Annotated in this window: 16 protein-coding genes; 10 read left to right on the top strand and 6 right to left on the bottom strand. The window is 59.8% G+C overall.

What is annotated here, in order from left to right; all coding sequences use genetic code 11:
* Positions 1 to 50 precede the first annotated feature (50 nt).
* Positions 51 to 1,958: a translational GTPase TypA gene (gene typA, locus ON14_RS14210; RefSeq protein WP_026037759.1), complete on the top strand. Its 1,908-nt coding sequence runs from the start codon at positions 51 to 53 to the stop codon at positions 1,956 to 1,958.
* A gap of 184 nt (positions 1,959 to 2,142) precedes the next feature.
* Entirely contained in the window at positions 2,143 to 2,616 is a 474-nt protein-coding gene (locus ON14_RS14215; RefSeq protein WP_010206128.1) for a hypothetical protein, read from the top strand.
* Positions 2,617 to 2,633: 17 nt separating this feature from the next.
* On the opposite strand, the gene efeB is transcribed toward ON14_RS14215, so the two are convergent.
* Genes efeB through efeU form a run of 3 tightly spaced genes read right to left on the bottom strand, consistent with a single transcriptional unit; the run spans position 2,634 to position 5,959 of the window.
* Positions 2,634 to 3,899 carry an iron uptake transporter deferrochelatase/peroxidase subunit gene (gene efeB, locus ON14_RS14220; RefSeq protein WP_010206129.1) on the bottom strand — a complete coding sequence of 422 codons (1,266 nt, stop codon included), beginning with the start codon at positions 3,897 to 3,899 and terminating at the stop codon, positions 2,634 to 2,636.
* 30 nt (positions 3,900 to 3,929) lie between these two features.
* Positions 3,930 to 5,102 (bottom strand): iron uptake system protein EfeO, encoded by a 1,173-nt coding sequence (gene efeO, locus ON14_RS14225; RefSeq protein ID WP_010206130.1) that lies wholly within the window; start codon positions 5,100 to 5,102, stop codon positions 3,930 to 3,932.
* Complete coding sequence (efeU, locus tag ON14_RS14230; RefSeq protein ID WP_010206131.1) at positions 5,102 to 5,959, bottom strand: iron uptake transporter permease EfeU; 858 nt, start codon at positions 5,957 to 5,959, stop codon at positions 5,102 to 5,104. The genes efeO and efeU overlap by 1 nt, the downstream gene beginning before the upstream one ends.
* 133 nt (positions 5,960 to 6,092) lie before the next feature.
* On the opposite strand from efeU, the gene ON14_RS14235 reads away from it, so the two are divergent.
* From ON14_RS14235 to ON14_RS14250, 4 genes are all read left to right on the top strand, one after another.
* A complete protein-coding gene (locus ON14_RS14235) occupies positions 6,093 to 7,094 on the top strand; it encodes a PIG-L family deacetylase (protein WP_010206132.1) in 1,002 nt (333 codons plus the stop codon).
* The gene (gene fdxA, locus ON14_RS14240; protein ID WP_010206133.1) at positions 7,091 to 7,426 is read left to right on the top strand and encodes a ferredoxin; all 336 of its coding nucleotides are present in this window, start codon (positions 7,091 to 7,093) and stop codon (positions 7,424 to 7,426) included. Before ON14_RS14235 ends, fdxA begins: the two co-directional genes overlap by 4 nt.
* Complete coding sequence (gene dapC, locus ON14_RS14245; RefSeq protein ID WP_010206134.1) at positions 7,426 to 8,532, top strand: succinyldiaminopimelate transaminase; 1,107 nt, start codon at positions 7,426 to 7,428, stop codon at positions 8,530 to 8,532. The genes fdxA and dapC overlap by 1 nt, the downstream gene beginning before the upstream one ends.
* Before the next feature lie 99 nt (positions 8,533 to 8,631).
* Positions 8,632 to 9,927, top strand: a complete 1,296-nt coding sequence (locus ON14_RS14250; RefSeq protein WP_010206135.1) for a citrate synthase — start codon at positions 8,632 to 8,634, stop codon at positions 9,925 to 9,927.
* 114 nt (positions 9,928 to 10,041) lie between these two features.
* Here the strand turns inward: ON14_RS14250 and dapD are convergent, their stop codons facing one another.
* A complete protein-coding gene (gene dapD / locus ON14_RS14255) occupies positions 10,042 to 10,983 on the bottom strand; it encodes a 2,3,4,5-tetrahydropyridine-2,6-dicarboxylate N-succinyltransferase (RefSeq protein ID WP_010206136.1) in 942 nt (313 codons plus the stop codon).
* A gap of 26 nt (positions 10,984 to 11,009) precedes the next feature.
* On the opposite strand from dapD, the gene dapE reads away from it, so the two are divergent.
* The 3 genes from dapE (at position 11,010) to ON14_RS15575 (ending at position 13,586) form a co-directional block, all read left to right on the top strand.
* The gene (gene dapE / locus ON14_RS14260) at positions 11,010 to 12,107 is read left to right on the top strand and encodes a succinyl-diaminopimelate desuccinylase (RefSeq protein WP_026037760.1); all 1,098 of its coding nucleotides are present in this window, start codon (positions 11,010 to 11,012) and stop codon (positions 12,105 to 12,107) included.
* Positions 12,089 to 13,318: a membrane protein gene (locus ON14_RS14265; protein ID WP_010206140.1), complete on the top strand. Its 1,230-nt coding sequence runs from the start codon at positions 12,089 to 12,091 to the stop codon at positions 13,316 to 13,318. The genes dapE and ON14_RS14265 overlap by 19 nt, the downstream gene beginning before the upstream one ends.
* 94 nt (positions 13,319 to 13,412) lie before the next feature.
* Positions 13,413 to 13,586 (top strand): DUF3117 domain-containing protein, encoded by a 174-nt coding sequence (locus ON14_RS15575; protein WP_010206141.1) that lies wholly within the window; start codon positions 13,413 to 13,415, stop codon positions 13,584 to 13,586.
* Between the two features lie 108 nt (positions 13,587 to 13,694).
* Here the strand turns inward: ON14_RS15575 and uvrA are convergent, their stop codons facing one another.
* Positions 13,695 to 16,181, bottom strand: a complete 2,487-nt coding sequence (gene uvrA, locus ON14_RS14270) for an excinuclease ABC subunit UvrA (protein WP_010206142.1) — start codon at positions 16,179 to 16,181, stop codon at positions 13,695 to 13,697.
* A gap of 34 nt (positions 16,182 to 16,215) precedes the next feature.
* Positions 16,216 to 16,848, bottom strand: a complete 633-nt coding sequence (locus ON14_RS14275) for an O-methyltransferase (RefSeq protein WP_010206145.1) — start codon at positions 16,846 to 16,848, stop codon at positions 16,216 to 16,218.
* 63 nt (positions 16,849 to 16,911) lie between these two features.
* Here ON14_RS14275 and ON14_RS14280 point away from each other — a divergent pair, with 63 nt between their 5' ends.
* Complete coding sequence (locus tag ON14_RS14280; protein ID WP_010206146.1) at positions 16,912 to 17,295, top strand: sec-independent translocase; 384 nt, start codon at positions 16,912 to 16,914, stop codon at positions 17,293 to 17,295.
* Positions 17,296 to 17,305: the final 10 nt, after the last annotated feature.

The raw sequence follows: 17,305 nt of genomic DNA on the forward strand, positions 1-17,305 counted from the left end.
CGTCTGCGGTGAGAGACCGCACAGCCTCCAATGAATTAAGGAATATTGCTATGGCTATGGCCACTCGCAGCGACTTGCGCAACGTAGCGATCGTTGCCCACGTTGACCACGGAAAGACGACCCTCGTTGACGCGATGCTTCGCCAGACGAACTCTTTCGAAGCGCACGCGCACCTCGAAGAACGCGCAATGGACTCCAACGAGCTCGAGCGCGAAAAGGGCATCACGATCCTCGCGAAGAACACCGCGATTTCGTACAACGGCAAGTACGCCGGCGACACCCCCATCACTATCAACGTTATTGACACCCCCGGCCACGCCGACTTCGGTGGCGAGGTTGAGCGTGGACTCAGCATGGTTGACGGCGTTGTATTGCTCGTCGACGCCAGTGAGGGCCCGCTTCCGCAGACCCGCTTCGTGCTCCGCAAGGCTCTGGAAGCCAAGCTCCCCGTGATCCTGCTGGTCAACAAGACTGACCGTCCGGATGCGCGCATCGAGGAAGTTGTTGCCGAAAGCCAAGACCTGCTCTTGGGCCTTGCGAGCGACATGGCGGATGACGTTCCTGACCTCGATCTCGACGCGATCCTCGACGTGCCAGTTGTCTACGCTTCGGGCCGCAACGGTGCCGCTAGCTGGAACCAGCCAGAAAACGGCTCGCTGCCTGACAACGAAGATCTCGAGCCACTGTTCGATGCGATCCTCCGTCACGTTCCTGCCCCGAAGTATGACGACGAGCACCCCCTCCAGGCTTGGGTCACCAACCTTGACTCCTCGCCGTTCCTCGGTCGCCTCGCTCTGCTGCGAGTCTTCAACGGAACGATCAAAAAGGGTCAAACCGTCGCGTGGGTCAAGCACGACGGAAGCGTCGCCAATGTGCGCGTAACCGAGCTCATGATCACGAAGGCTCTCGACCGTTACCCCGCCGAAAGTGCTGGCCCCGGTGACATCGTTGCTGTTGCCGGCTTCGAAGACATCTTCATCGGTGAGACCCTCTGTGACCCCAACGATGTTCGCCCGTTGCCGACCATCACGGTTGACGACCCGGCTATCTCGATGACCATCGGAACCAACACTTCGCCGGTTATTGGCAAGGTCAAGGGCCACAAGCTCACCGCTCGTATGGTCAAGGACCGTCTCGACCGCGAACTCGTCGGTAACGTTTCCTTGAAGCTCGTTGACATCGGACGCCCGGATGCTTGGGAAGTTCAGGGTCGTGGAGAGCTCGCTCTCGCTATCCTCGTTGAACAGATGCGTCGCGAAGGCTTCGAACTGACTGTCGGCAAGCCTCAGGTTGTTACCAAGCGGGTTGACGGCAAGGTACACGAGCCTTTCGAGCACTTGACGATCGATGCGCCCGAAGAGTACCTCGGCGCTATCACGCAGCTTCTCGCGTCGCGCAAGGGCCGCATGGACGGCATGAGCAACCACGGCACCGGCTGGGTTCGCATGGAGTTCATCGTTCCTTCACGTGGCCTTATCGGATTCCGCACCGAGTTCATGACCATCACGCGTGGTGCTGGTATCGCCAACGCTGTCTCGCACGGCTATGACCAGTGGGCTGGCGAAATCCTCACCCGCGTCAACGGCTCCATTGTCGCTGACCGTGCCGGAGCAGCAACTCCGTTCGCGATGGTTGCGCTGCAGGAGCGCATGTCGTTCTTCGTTGAGCCAACTCAAGAGGTTTACGAAGGCATGGTTGTTGGCGAGAACTCGCGCGCTGACGACATGGACGTCAACATCACCAAGGAAAAGCAGCTCACCAACATGCGCCAGTCGACCTCGGACTCGTTCGAACGTATGACTCCGTCGCGCAAGCTCACGTTGGAAGAGTGCCTCGAATTCGCTCGCGAAGACGAGTGTGTTGAAGTAACTCCTGAGTTCGTGCGCATCCGCAAGGTTGAGCTCGATGCTAACGCTCGCGCACGCAGCACTTCGCGTCTGAAGAAGCAGAACGCCTAACTCAAACTCTCAGGGGTTAGCGAGGAATCGTTAGCCTTGCCGGAGTACGATGCAGCCACAGTCACTTTGACTGTGGCTGCATTCTTCGTTAACGACGCTGTGCTTCGTAGACCTAGAGTGCACTGACGCGGGCAACAGCAACGGTCCGACGCCAGAGTGAATCACGAGCATCAGGAGAGTTTTCATGGGTAGCCCGCAACGACGTATCAGCGCAACAATTGCCGTTGTCATCGCTTTGGGACTCTCCCCAGCACTCTCTGGCTGCTCGAGTAACCCCATCGAGAACCTCGTAGAGCAGGCAACTGGTGGCAAGGTCGAACTGGGCGGCAAAGAGATCCCGGAGGGCTTCCCGAGCGAGATTCCGCTTGTCGAGGGTGAGATGCAGTTTGGGATCGCGGCCGGCGAGGGCGAAAGCCGCGGCTACAACATTACGATCCTGGCCGGGGCAGAATCGCCCCTCAAAGCGATTGAGTCAGATTTTGCGGATGCCGGCTTTAAGATCCAATTGCAGGGGAGCGGCTCTGAAGGTTCAGGCACCGTTGTCTTCACTGGAGACGCGTGGATCGGTGCCGTTATCGTCGCGAATACCGACGAGGGGTACACCGCGAACTACACCGTGGCTCCCGCTGGAGACAGCGAGCCAAGCGCCGGCGAATAGAACGTGACCGGGGCGAACTAGGCCAGGTCGAACATCCCGGCACCGATGAAGCTTGCGGATGCTGCGCCGGGAGGTACCGCAAAAATTGCGGAGCCGACATAGCGCACGTATTCGTTCATGAGGTCGTTACGCGAGAGCGCCAGCTGGATCGGCACGAACTGGGTGCCAGGGTCGCGCTGAAAGCTAATGAAGAATAGCCCGGCGTTAAGGCGACCAAGATCGTCATTGCCGTCAACAAAGTTGTAGCCACGACGCAAGATTTGCACTCCCTCGTGAGTGTCGGGGTGGGCCAGCTTGACGTGCGAGTTCTCGTCGATGAGCGGGGCATCATCGCGCCCGGCCTTGGCGAAGTCAGGGTCGGTAAATTCACTGCCGCCACTCAGCGGTGCACCCTCGCCCTTGGTACGACCGAAGATCGTCTCTTGCTCCCGCAGTGAGGTGCGATCCCAGGTCTCGACGGTCATGCGAATCTTGCGACTGACGAGGTACGAGCCCCCGGTCATCCACGCAGCTCCATCGCTAGCAGCAGCCCAGACGTGCTCGGTGACGCCCGCAGTATCTTCGGCGCGGAGATTGGCGGTGCCATCTTTGAAGCCGAACAAGTTGCGCGGCGTCTTTTGAGCCCGCGTCGTTGACGACGTACGCCCGAAACCTAATTGCGACCAGCGCAGCGTAGCGCGCCCAAAAGCGATGCGTGAGAGGTTGCGGATGGCGTGTACGGCCACCTGAGGGTCGTCGCTGCACGCTTGGATACAGAGGTCGCCACCGACGAGTTCGGGCTGCAGGGCATCGCTGGGAAACTTTGGGAGGTCGATGAGCGCTGAGGGCCGCTTGTCGGCAAGGCCGAATCTGTCGTCGAAGAGACTTGGACCGAACCCAAACGTGATGGTGAGACCGCCGGGTGGTAGATCAAGGGCCTCGCCGGTGTCATCTGGCGGAGCGTCGTAGGGGCCGCCAGCGGGACCATAGTCGCCCGCGGCTTCACCAGTAGTCATGCGTGCCGCAGCGTAGCTCCAGTCTTGAAGGAGTTCGATGAGTTCATCACGCGAAATGTCGTTAACGTCGAACGCCGCAAAGTGCAACCGGTCTTGCGCCGGAGTAATGATGCCCGATTGGTGCTTGCCGAAAAATGGGTACGTTGACGCCACCGCATTGCTCGTGGCTGTCGAACCGGCGCCGACAGCAAAAGCTCCGCCCACGCCCAAACCGGCGCCAACAACACCGGCACCGGCCAGTCCGAGCAGGCCGCGCCGCGAGAGGCCGCTGGTTTCATCTTTCGACATGACAGAAACTTTCTGTAAGAGGAGTGATGCCTAGAGAACGAGCACCGCAGTGAGGCGCGAAAGGGGCTCAGCGAGAGCATTCACCTGATCGGAGAAGGCACGAATTTCCGCGGTGGAAAGCTCAGTGTAAAGGCGAAAACCATCGCCCTCTCTCTGGGCATCGAGCAGCGTTTGCAGCTCTTCAAATTCGGTATCGAGCGTAGTGGCGAGAGCCTCATCCTTCACGACAAGGATGTCGCGAACGCCGTCATAAAGAACGCGTGCGCCGTCAATGTTGGCTTGAAAATCCCACAGGTCGGTGTGCGACCAGAATTCTTCTTCACCCGTCACCTTGCCGCTGGCGACCTCATCGAGAAGACCAATCGCGCCATTGGTTTGTTGGTCGAGCGTGAACTCGAGGTCTTGCACGTTGCTGTACAGGGTGTTGGTGTCTTCGACGAGCTGCGAGGCTAAGGCTTCACGCTTCGACTGATCGTAGGCTTCGAAACCGGCTTCGGCATCCGCAGGCCACAAGTCCTTTTCAATTGCGTGCCAACCGGTCCACTCTTGGCCGTCTTCGAGGTCTGCTTCGCGAAGGTCCATGCGGGGGTCGAGGTCGCCGAAGGACTCGGCAACGGTCTCGACACGTTCCCAGAAGACGCGGGTGGGGGCGTAGAGCGCACGCGCGGTGTCGTCATCGCCCGCAATATAGGCATCGGCAAAGTCTTCGGTGCCAACAACCAGATTTTCGATCTGGTCTTTCACATAGCTCTTGTAGTTGGCATTTGCCGCATCGACCTGCTCAGCGATGTCGCCGCTGAACGACAAATCTTCCCCTGAATCGGTGACGGTGAACGCCGTCTTGCCGATTCCCTCGCCGATCATCCCCGGCTTGCACACGGTGAAGTAGTCACCGGGCTGAACGAGCACAACGAGATCGCGGCTGATGCCAGGCCCAATGTTCTCGACCTCACCAACAATGCGCAAGCCGTCATCCGCCAGAAGGTAGAACTCGGTGACTTGGTCGCCGGAGTTGGTTACCGAAAACACCAAGTTGCCGCTGGGTGCTTCGCTGGCGCTGATCGCACACTCGGTGGCACTGCTATCGACTGTCACGCTGTTGCCGGCAGCATCGCCGGTGTTATTGGCAACGCAGCCGGTGAGCGTAAGCGCAGCGACAGTTGCCGCTGCGGCGAATCCGAAGCGGGTGGGGCGGGTAGTCATCAGGCTCCTTGAGTGCTGAGAGGTGCGGCGGGAGCAATGGGCTGATCTGAGCGCCCATGTCCGCGAACGGTGCGAATAAAGATGGTCATAACAGTGCCCACATACCCGATCCAGACGGCAGCTTCGAGCCAGGTCGTTGCGGGGGAGAAGTTGAGAGTGCCCTTGAGGAGGGTGCCGTACCAGCTGTCGGGCGGGATGACCGCACTGACGTCAAACGCGAGAGCGTGCAGCCCCGGCAGCACGCCGGCCTCTTGCAGGTCGTGAACGCCGTAGGAGAGAACCCCGGCCGCCACAATGATGAGGATCGCGCCCGTCCACGTGAAGAAGCGAGTGAGGTTGATGCTCACGACACCGCGATAGATGAGGTAGCCGAGCACGATTGAGGTGGCGATGCCTAAGGCGGCGCCGGTAAGGGGGAGGGCTGTTGATCCGCTCGCTTGAACCGCGGCCCAAATGAACAGGGCAGTTTCGATACCCTCCCGACCGACCGCGAGGAAGGCCACGAGAACCAGACCCCAGCCAGCGCCGGTGAGGTGCGAGTCGACCTCGTTGCGAAGCTCGCGACCGAGTCCGCGGGCTGCGCGCAGCATCCAGAAGATCATCCACGTGACGAATGCGGTGGCGATTATCGAAAGGATGCCGCCGATGAGTTCTTGAGCTTGAAACGAGAGTCCGTAGGTTCCGAAAGTGAGACTCGCGCCGAGTGCGAGCGAAATCGCGATGGCGAGCCCAATACCGAGCCAGATGCGAGGCAAGACATCGCGCCGATCAATCTTGCGAACATAGGCGATCAAGATGCCAACTACGAGGGCAGCTTCAAGGCCCTCACGAAGACCGATCAAAAAGTTGGCGAGCACTGGACTCTCTCGTAGAACCGAAAATGGGCAAGAACTGGAAAATGGGCAGGTTGGTAAGCCTAACCTAAGCAACTGTAAATGGGCTACCTGTGGTTATTCTGTCTACTGCAGAACAAATTGGGGAGGAACGGCCATGAAAGATCGCGCGCAGCGAGTGCTGATCATCGCGGCATACCCAGAAGATGAGGCCGCCGTCTTCGGTGCCACCATCGCCTCTCTCGTTCAGCGGGGCACCGAACTCATCGTGCTCACGTGCAGCAACTCGCCGAAGAACGACGAAGCGCACGCCGCCGTCCGCGACATCCTCGGAATCACCGCCCACCACGTTCTGCGTGAAGACGACGGCGCGCAGTTCACGACGCGCACGGCGCGCGACCTCGCGGCCGATCTTGTCGCTGCCATTACCTCTCTCAAGCCGGATGTCGTTGTCAGCTATGCCTCGAACGCCAGCGGCAGCAATTACGAGCAGCAAGCGCGGCTCGTGAGTGAGGCAACTGCTCATGCCACTGAGCTTGCGGGTATTCCCTTCTATACGACATCGTCGACACCGGTAGATCGGGGAGTTGCTGTCACCTCACCCACCGCAACGGCGTTCAAACGTCAGGCGATGGAAATTTACAGCACGCTACCTCCCGTGGGGGAGAGCGTGGCGACGCCGGTTGAGTATTTGCGTCGACTCCGTCGCCGCGAATTAGTAATCGGAGAACGCAATCGTTTCGAACGTATAGTGCTCGCCATCGTTGCGACCGCTGTTGGTGCGCTTGTCGGACTCGTATTGACCGCGGTGCACCAATCGGCAATCACCCTGTGGGGGGTGCGGGTGCCGTGGGGAATCATCGCGGCTGTCGCTCTCACGACCGCTCTCATTCTGGGCTTGCGGCTCATTTACGACACGAGAGTAGCGCCGGGATTTGCCTCGCTCGGCGTGCTCGCGATGTCAGCCCTATTGGCTACCGCGATGCCAGGGGGAACAATATTGATTCCCGGAAACGTATCGGGATACGTGTGGACTTTCGCCCCCGTGCTGATCATCTTGGTGGTCGTCGGCTGGCCACGGGTGAATCGTCAGGCTTCGACGTCGAGCCGCGATAACATTGAGTTGAACTCTCCCGTGAAAGGTGCGGATATCTCTTGACGTACATCATCGCCCAGCCGTGTGTCGACCTTAAGGATCGCGCGTGTGTCGACGAATGTCCCGTCGATTGCATTTACGAGGGCGACCGGATGCTCTACATCCAGCCCGATGAGTGCGTCGATTGCGGTGCCTGCGAACCGGTGTGCCCGGTTGAGGCCATTTACTACGAAGACGATACGCCAGACAAATGGGCGGATTACTACAAGGTAAATGTCGAATTCTTCGACCTCCTCGATGACAGTTCGCCCGGTGGGGCAGCGAAGGTTGGCGTGATTCACAAGGACCACCCCCTCGTCGCTGCACTCCCTGAGGGCGGCGGATCCTCCGACTGATGGCTCGCACACCGTTGGCGCTGCCGGACTTTCCGTGGGACGCTCTTGTTCCTTACGGCACCATCGCGCGCACGCATCCCGACGGTTTCGTTGACCTTTCGGTAGGATCGCCGGTTGACCCTACTCCTCAGATCATCCGGGAGACTCTCGCAGCGGCGACGGACGCTCATGCCTACCCCACAACGACAGGCACCGTGCAATTGCGCGAAGCCATCGTTGAGTGGTTTGACCGCCGCCGTGGTGTTCCCGGCCTCACCGTTAACAATGTGCTTCCGACGGTCGGATCAAAAGAGCTGGTAGCGCTGCTGCCATTGTTGCTGGGGCTCGGCAAGGGCGATGTGGTTGTGCATCCCTCCGTTGCTTACCCCACCTATGCCATCGGTGCGGCCCTGGTCGGCGCGACTGCTGTTGCCTCCGACGACCCTGCCGAATGGCCAGAGAATACCGCCCTCGTCTGGCTCAATAGCCCGGGCAACCCTGATGGTCGCGTGGCTGACGTTGATCAGCTTCGGGCTGCCGTTGCGCGTGCCCGCGAGCTTGGTGCGGTAATTGCCTCAGACGAGTGCTACGCCGAACTCAATTGGAATGGCCCCGACCCCACTCCCTCGATTCTTGATCCCGAGGTGATCGGCACCGATCGTTCCTCGGTGCTCGCCGTCTATTCGCTCAGTAAGCAGTCGAACCTTGCCGGTTACCGCGCTGCGTTTGTTGCCGGATGCTCGGCTCTTATCTCTGAGCTGCTGGCGGTGCGCAAGCACGCTGGGCTCATCGTGCCTGGCCCGGTTCAAGAGGCAATGGTGACCGCGCTTCGCGATGAAGCTCATGTAGCTCACCAGCGTGAGCTTTACCGAGCGAGACGAGCAAAGCTGCTTCCGGCGCTCACGCGAGCCGGGTTTTACGTTGATGACAGTGTCGCCGGGCTCTACTTGTGGGCGACCAAGAATGAAGATTCGTGGCAGACGGTGGGAGATCTTGCGCAGTCCGGCATCCTCGTGGTTCCGGGTTCGTTCTATGGCGAAGAGCCGGCTCGTCATGTGCGCATTGCGCTGACGGCAAGTGATTACACAATCGCGGATGCTGTTGCTCGCCTCGAATTGCTGTCTTAAGTGCACTAAATCGCCAAGGCCTTGTCGTTGACCTCTAAACACCGAACGGTTTGCTTGGCTGGTGTGACACTGGCCATTCAACCCTTGTAGGCTGTAGCGGTGAATGAAGCCCCTCAAGACCCAGAGAAGGCCACCCTCCACTTTCCGGGTGGTTCCGCCGAATTCCCGATAATCCGTGGAGTCGATGGTCACAACAGCATCGATATCTCGACCTTCATGAAGCAGACCGGCTACACGGCGCTTGATCAAGGTTTCGTGAACACTGCATCGACACGGAGTGCGATCACGTACATCGATGGCGATCGTGGCATTTTGCGATACCGCGGCTATGCGATCGAAGAGGTGGCAGCCAACTCCACGTACCTCGAGGTAGCGTGGCTGCTCATCTATGGAGAGATTCCTTCGAAGTCGCAGCTTGAGGAGTTCGACGAGAAGATTCGTCGCCACACCTTGCTGCACGAAGACCTCCGCCGCTTCTTTGACGCTCTGCCGCACAGCGCGCATCCGATGTCGGTCTTGTCCAGCGCAGTCTCAGCGCTGTCGACGTATTACGAAGACTCCCATGACGTGCGCGACCCCGAGCAGGTCGAGCTGTCGACTATCCGTCTGCTTGCTAAGTTGCCGGTGATTGCGGCGTATGCCCACAAGAAGTCGCTGGGCCAGGCGTTGCTCTACCCCGACAACTCTCTGAGCTTTGTCGACAACTTCTTGAAGCTCAACTTTGGCAACATGGCCGAAGAATTTGAGGTCAACCCTGTCGTGAGCAAGGCGCTTGATCGCTTGCTCATTTTGCACGAAGACCACGAGCAGAACGCATCCACCTCAACGGTGCGTCTCGTCGGATCGACCGAAGCCAATATTTTCGCGTCGATCTCCGCAGGCATCAACGCTCTCTATGGCCCGCTTCACGGTGGCGCCAATGAGGCTGTTCTCAAGATGCTCGGCGAGATTCAGCAGTCGGGCGAAGGCGTTCAAAAGTTCGTCGAACGCGTGAAGCGCAAAGAAGAAGGCGTTCGCCTGATGGGCTTCGGCCACCGCGTGTACAAGAGCTTTGACCCGCGTGCTCGACTGGTAAAAGAGAGTGCGGATGAGGTTCTCGCTGATCTCGGTGTGAGTGACCCGTTGCTCGACATCGCTCGCGAACTCGAAGAAGTTGCCCTCGCCGACGACTACTTCATCTCTCGCAAGCTCTACCCCAACGTGGACTTCTACACGGGCGTTATCTACAAGGCGATGAACTTCCCGCCGCGAATGTTCACTGTGTTGTTTGCGATCGGTCGACTTCCCGGCTGGATCGCCAACTGGCGCGAAATGAATGAAGACCCCAACACCAAGATTGGTCGCCCGCAGCAGCTGTACACGGGCCCCGAAACACGGAGTTGGCCTCAGCGCTAATCGCTTAGCGCGTGGCAGCCGCAGCGAACGATCGTGTGCGGCTCACTAACGAAGAACGGCCGGCATCCCTCGGGACGCCGGCCGTTCTGTTGTTTTGCGTAGGGGTTGTGCTGGCTACGCGTGCAGCGCGGTGTTGAGCACAACGCCGCTACCGCTGCGGGGAAGCACTTCGACTCCACCGCTCAGGGAATTGCGGCGGAACAGCAGCCCGTTCACTCCGCTGAGTTCCACAGCCTTCACGGTGCGCGGCGTAGCAGAACCATCGATGATCGTTACTTTCGTGCCAGCGGTCACATAAAGCCCGGCTTCGACAACAGAATCGTCACCGATCGCAATGCCGATTCCCGAGTTGGCACCGAGCAACGCGCGAGCACCGATCGAGACGCGTTCGGTTCCGCCACCGCTGAGGGTACCCATGATGGATGCTCCGCCACCGATATCAGCACCGTCACCCACTACGACACCCTGCGAGATGCGGCCCTCGACCATCGAGCTGCCGAGCGTGCCCGCGTTGAAGTTGACGAAGCCCTCGTGCATCACGGTGGTTCCGGGGGAGAGGTAGGCGCCGAGGCGCACTCGGGAGGCGTCGGCGATGCGAACGCGTTCGGGCACGACATAGTCGAGCATCCGAGGGAACTTGTCGATACCGGTAATGGCGATGCCAGCGCGTTGCAGCGAGACGCGAAGCTCGGCGTAGTCGCTGGGGTGCACGGCACCGGCGTTGGTCCAGACCACGATCGGAAGAGCGCCGAACAGGCCGTCGAGGTTGATGCTGTTGGGCTCGACGAGCAGATGGCTGAGCAGGTGCAGGCGCAGGTAGGCGTCTGCGGTGGACTGCGGTGCGGCATCCAGATCGATTTCGACGGTCACGAACTCGGTGGTCACCCGGCGGCGTTCGTCGGCGCCCAGATGCTGCTCGAGATCGGCGGGGGTGTAGTGCGGGTCGGTGCCCTCGGGGATGGATCCTAGGTGCGGGGCGGGGAACCACACGTCGAGTGTTGTTCCGTCGCCGGCGATTGTTGCGAGTCCGTATCCCCATGCTGTGCGCGAAGTCATGCATCAAGGTTACTTACACTGGGTGCATGCCAGTGACCGATCCGACCGTTCCCGTACTCGATTTAAGTGCTTCGAGCATCGACCTCACTCGCCAGTTGTGCGATATCGAGTCGGTCTCCGGCAACGAACAACGCATCGCGGATGCCGTTGAGACGGCGTTGAGCGCGTTCAGTCACCTTGAAGTGATTCGGGATGCGAATGCGGTTATTGCCCGCACAAGTGGGGGCAAAGTCCAGCGTGTGGTGATCGCCGGTCATCTCGACACTGTGCCCGTGAACGCGAATTTGCCAACCACCCTCGAAATGATCGATGGCGAAGAGCACCTGGTTGGCCGGGGCACTGTCGACATGAAGGGCGGCGTTGCCGTTGCGCTCAAGCTCGCGGGCGAACTCGTCGATCCCGCGGTTGATGTCACGTGGATCTTTTACGACCTCGAAGAGGTTGCTGCTGACCTCAACGGTTTGGGGCGAATCGCGCGTAATCGGCCCGACCTCATGGCGGGCGACTTCGCCATCATTGGAGAACCATCCAACTCAACGATCGAGGGCGGCTGCAACGGAACAGCCCGCATCGACATCCAGCTCACCGGCCTGCGAGCACACTCTGCCCGTGCGTGGATGGGGGAGAATGCGATTCACGCGGCAGCGCCCGTCTTGGCGATTCTGGCGGCGTACGAGCCGGAGCAGCGGGAAGTGGACGGACTGGTGTACCGCGAGGGCCTCAATGCCGTCGGCATCTCTGGCGGAGTCGCCGGCAATGTGATCCCGGATGCCGCCACCGTCACCGTGAACTTTCGTTTTGCCCCCGATCGCAGCACAGCGCAAGCGATTGAACACTTGCGCGAAGTTTTTGATGGCTATGAGTTCGAGGTCACCGACCTCGCGTCAGGAGCACGCCCCGGGCTTGATGCTCCTATCGCGCAACAGTTCATGAAGGCAGTCGGCGGTACTCCCGCCCCCAAATATGGCTGGACTGATGTCGCGCGCTTCTCCGAACTGGGAGTGCCCGCAGTCAACTACGGACCGGGCAACCCGCTGCGCGCACACGCTGACGATGAGCGCGTAGCAACCCGCGAGATTGCGGCCTGTGAGCAGGGGCTGAGGGCGTGGCTAACGGCTCGCTAGCCTCCACGGCTCGCCGCGCAACAACGGCGATTCTTGCCCCGGAGCGATGGTGGATGGCCGTCATCGGAATCTTCGTGGCCTCGAGGATTGTCACGACGTCAATTCTGTTGGCGTACGCATCCATTCAAGCCACCAATGCGTGGACGGGCCCGAAGCCTGACTACTTCTCGTTCGCGAAAATTTGGGATGGCCACTGGTACTACATCATCGCGCTCACGGGCTATCCGCGAGAACTGCCGCTCACAGATGCCGGTCACGTCTCCGAGAGTGCCTGGGCCTTTATGCCGGGGTATCCCGGAGTGGTGCGCGCCATCATGACGGTGACGACCCTCGACTACGCCTATGTGGCAGTGATGGTCTCGGTCGGCTTTTCGCTCGGTGCAGCGCTGCTGTTTTATCGGCTCCTGCATCTGGTGCTGCCCTCAACCACAGCCTTGTTCGCTGTCGCGATCTTTTGTTTCGCCCCGCTTTCGCCTATTTTGCAAGTGGCTTATGCGGAGTCGATGGCCCTGTTCTTGCTCATGTTGGCGCTGTATTGGCTTCTGAAACGTCAGTACTGGATGCTGTTGCCCGTCATCGCGGTGTTGTCGCTGACGAGGCCTAGCGGTCTTGCGCTCGCGCTCGCGCTCGGACTGCACGTGGTGTATCGCTGGTGGGTTCGTGACCGTGATGGGTTTCCGCGGCGGGAGGCCATTGCTGCGATCACGGTGACTGCTTTCAGCGTGCTGATGGGGTTCGCCTGGTTGTTGATCGCGGCAATCATGACCGGCTCGTTGACCGCCTACACCGATACCGAGCTGGCGTGGCGGGCACCCTACGTTGGCAATGTCGAACTTGTGCCGTTCACGGCGTGGTTTCAGGGTGCGGGTTTCTGGCAGACCCAGTGGGGTATCCCGCAGTGGCTGTTGTCGGCGCTGTTGGTTGCGGTGGTGTTGGGCTTCTTCGGCTTCTTGCTGAGCCGCCCCGCCCGCCGGCTTGGCGTTGACCTGCGCTTGTGGATGCTGAGTTACGCGCTGTACCTTTTGGCCGTTTTCTTTCCACAATCGAGCACGTTTCGGCTCTTGATGCCGATGTTCCCCCTTGCGGGAGCTCTAGCTCAGCCGAAGTCGCCAACCTATCGAATACTGCTGCTGCTCGCCTGCATTGCGGGGCAGTGGGGGTGGGTGCATATAGCTTGGTGGGTCGACAACTATGACTGGACTCCGCCGTAAACCGACAAGTTCTCCAGAGATGATCCGACAGAGTTTCAGTATCGGGGTTTTATGCGGGATAATGGAAGCAAGTACCAATGAAAGGGGACTAGCTATGGCAGCCATGAAGCCGAGGACCGGTGACGGGCCGATGGAGGCTGTCAAAGAGGGTCGACTCATTATCGTTCGAGTACCTCTCGAAGGCGGCGGTCGTCTCGTTGTTTCTGTAAACGACGACGAAGCAAAAGAACTGCACGACGCACTTGCGGGTGTTGTAGCCGCCGTTTAGGCGGGCTCCATCTTGCTGAGGTGAACTCGCGGAGTGTTCCGCAAACTTTCACCGTGCATCAAGTTTCAACGAAAGCGCCAACCGAATCTCGGGTGGCGCTTTCGTTCGTTAACGCGCTGAGTTCTGCTTGCCCATCCACACGGCAAGGTGTTCTGCCGTTGCGCCCGGGCCAGCGGCGATGCTCTCGGGCGTGCCGACAGCGACCACTTGGCCGCCAACATCGCCTCCACCCGGCCCTAAATCAATAACCCAGTCACTCGCCGTAATGGCGGCCTGATCGTGTTCGACAACGATGACAGTGTTGCCAGCATCCACGAGACGCTGCAACTGATCGAGCAGCAAGCGAATGTCGGCCGGGTGCAGCCCCGAGGTCGGCTCATCGAGCAGGTAGAGAGCGTGACCGCGGTGGGCGCGCTGCAACTCCGTGGCGAGCTTGATTCGTTGAGCTTCGCCACCACTAAGTTCGGTGGCAGGCTGACCGAGCTTGAGATAACCCAACCCCACGTCGCGAAGTGTCTCTAGGCTGCGGGAGGCAGTCGGCACATCAGTGAAAAACTCCGCCGCGGCATCCACGGTCATCGTGAGCACATCAGCGATCGACTTGTCGTGGTAGGTCACTTCGAGAGTTTCGGCGTTGTAGCGTGCGCCATGACAGGTGTGGCACGGGGCGTATGTGCCCGGCAGAAAGAGCAGCTCCACCGAAACGAATCCTTCACCCTGACAGGTCTCGCAGCGTCCACCTGCAACGTTGAACGAGAAGCGGCTGGCGGTGAACCCCCGCGCCGTGGCTTCGTCAGTGGCGGCAAACAACTTGCGCACGACATCGAACATTCCGGTGTAAGTAGCGAGGTTGGAACGCGGAGTGCGACCAATCGGGCGCTGATCGACAAGAACCAATCGATCGAACGATTCGACGCCCGCAACATCGTCAATCGAGATCTGAAGTTCTGTTTCATCGGGATCGTCCGGAGTCGTGCCGAGGTGCCGACGCACGACCTGCGCCAGTACCTGGGTAACGAGCGTTGACTTGCCTGACCCCGAGACGCCGGTGACTGCCGTCATCACTCCGAGAGGGAAATCGACGGAGACGTCGCGGAGGTTGTGCAGGGACGCTCCGGTGAGCCGCAGCCACGACTGAGGAGAGCGGAGCTCCCGCACGGGCGCTGCACGTTGAGGAAAGAGGTATTCGCCTGTGATTGATTCAGGAACCGCTTTCAGACCATCAACGGGACCCGAATACACGAGTTGCCCGCCTCCTTCGCCAGCGCCGGGGCCGATATCGATCACCCAATCTGCGCGACGGATGACATCAAGATCGTGCTCGACAACAAAAAGGGAATTGCCCGACGCTTTCAGACGGTCAAGAACATCGAGCAGGGGTTGAGCATCGGCCGGATGCAGCCCCGCGGAGGGTTCATCCAACACGTAAATAACGCCAAAGAGGCCGGAACGCAATTGGGTCGCGATACGTAAGCGTTGCGATTCGCCCGGGGAGAGCGTGGTGGAATTTCGGCCAAGACTCAGATACCCAAGCCCCAAATCGAGAAGCACATCGACGCGGGCGATCACGTCGTTTCCAATGCGACTAGCAACCTCGTTGCTCTCCGCTGGGTCGATGCCTTCCTGAAGTTCCACACTGTCGGGAGTAGTCGGGGTATCGATTCCGCGCCGTAAGCGAGTAGCCAATTCTGCGAACGGTACCGCGTTCATTTCGGCGATAGTGAGACCGGCGAAGGTCACGGAACCGGCGCCAGGCTGGAGTCCGCTGCCGTGGCAGTCTGGGCAATCCATGCTCTGCACGAAGCGCATGGCGCGCTCGCGCATCCGTTCGCTCTGAGACTGCGAAAGCACATTCATGATGTGCTTGCGGGCGCTCCAAAACTTGCCGTAATAGCCGAAGTCAATACGATCGCGCTCCGGTTTCACCAAGACCGATGGCTGCTCCTCGGTGTACAACAACCAGTCGCGATCAGCCTGACTCAATTGCTTCCACGGCTTCTCGATATCGATGCCGAGGCCGGTAACGATGCTGCGCAGGTTCGCGCCTTGCCACGCGCCGGGCCACGCAGCAATTGCGCCATCGCGGATACTCAAGGAGGTATCGGGGACCAAGAGAGCCTCGGTGACATCGTGCACTACGCCAAGACCGTGACACCGTGGGCAGGCGCCCGCAGCAGTGTTCGGCGAAAAAGCTTCGGCCGAGAGATGACCGACCCCCGGCGGATAAGTACCGGCACGGGAATACAACATGCGAAGCAAATTCGACAGCGTGGTAATCGTGCCCACTGTCGAGCGGGAGCTGGGGGAACCTCGGCGCTGTTGTAATGCAACGGCGGGAGGCAATCCGCTGATTTCGCCAACGTCGGGAGCACCAACCTGATTAAGGAGCCGACGGGCATACGGCGCTACCGATTCGAAATACCGTCGTTGAGCTTCTGCATAGAGCGTGCCAAAGGCCAGCGACGACTTTCCGGAACCCGAAACCCCGGTGAACACCACCAAGCTGTCACGGGGGATGTCCACATCGATGTTCTTGAGGTTGTGCTCGCGAGCACCCCGAACCTGTACCCAGCCTTGCGAATCGTTTAGTGTCATTGGTTTAACACTACGTACCGACTCTGAGAGCTAGCTAGTCACTGAGTTTCGTAAGTTGCAACAACCCGTCACCGACCGGGATGAGCGAACTGATGACTGCGTCGGATTGAGAAATCTCTTTGAGCAACGAGCGAAAATTGGACACCGTGGAATCCCGCTGCGCTGGATCAGCGACCCGATCGCGCCAGAGCGCATGAGCGACAGCAACGACCCCGCCGGGGCGAACCAACCGCAGACCATGCTCGACATATTCAATTACCGAGTGCGGATCGGCATCAATGAAGACCAAGTCGTAGCTTGATTCGTTCATGCGCGGCAGAACTTCAGCAGCTTTTCCGCCGATTTGACGAACACGGTTAGCGGGAATGTTCGCGTCATTGAAAACAGCGCGGGCAACCTGCTGGTGATCGAGCTCAGAGTCAATTGTGGTGAGGAGCGCCGTTGGGCTGCCGGCGAGCATCCACAATCCACTGATGCCTACACCCGTGCCGACTTCGATGATGCTCTTGGCGCCCGTTGCTGCAGCTAGCAGAGCAAGTTGCGCACCGACAGCGGGGGAAACAGCTTCAATACCGAGTTCGTTGGAGTGCACGCGAGCGGCCGCAATCTCTGGCGGCTCGACAACGAACTCCTCGGCGTACTTCCAGCTCAGATGTTTGTCTGACACTTTGCTCCTATTCACTGGCTCAACTGTAGACGCAGCAGGTGATGCCGCCGGTAAGCTAGCAGGGTGTCCTTTGGTCTGAGTTTCGACAAGCTGCTCGTCATTGGGCTTATTGCTGTCTTTTTGCTGGGCCCAGAGCGACTGCCGTACTACGCGTCGCAGCTCGCTCGTCTTGTTCGCTCCCTGAGGGACATGGCCAACGGCGCCAAAGATCGCATGCGTGAAGAGATGGGCCCCGACTTTGACGACATCGACTGGAAGAAACTCGACCCTCGTCAATATGACCCGCGCCGCATCATCCGTGACGCTCTGCTCGACGACGACACTCCGGCCGTAACAGTGCGCCCGCCACGGTCGACCGCCTATGCCGAGCGCCAGGCCGCTCTGGCGGAACGCCAGCGCGCGCTCACGGCCGGCGAAAAAGCTCCATTCGACAACGAAGCTACCTAGCTTCTTGCGC

Origin of the sequence: Salinibacterium sp. PAMC 21357 (assembly GCF_000247645.1) — a bacterium.
Lineage (GTDB): Bacteria > Actinomycetota > Actinomycetes > Actinomycetales > Microbacteriaceae > Rhodoglobus.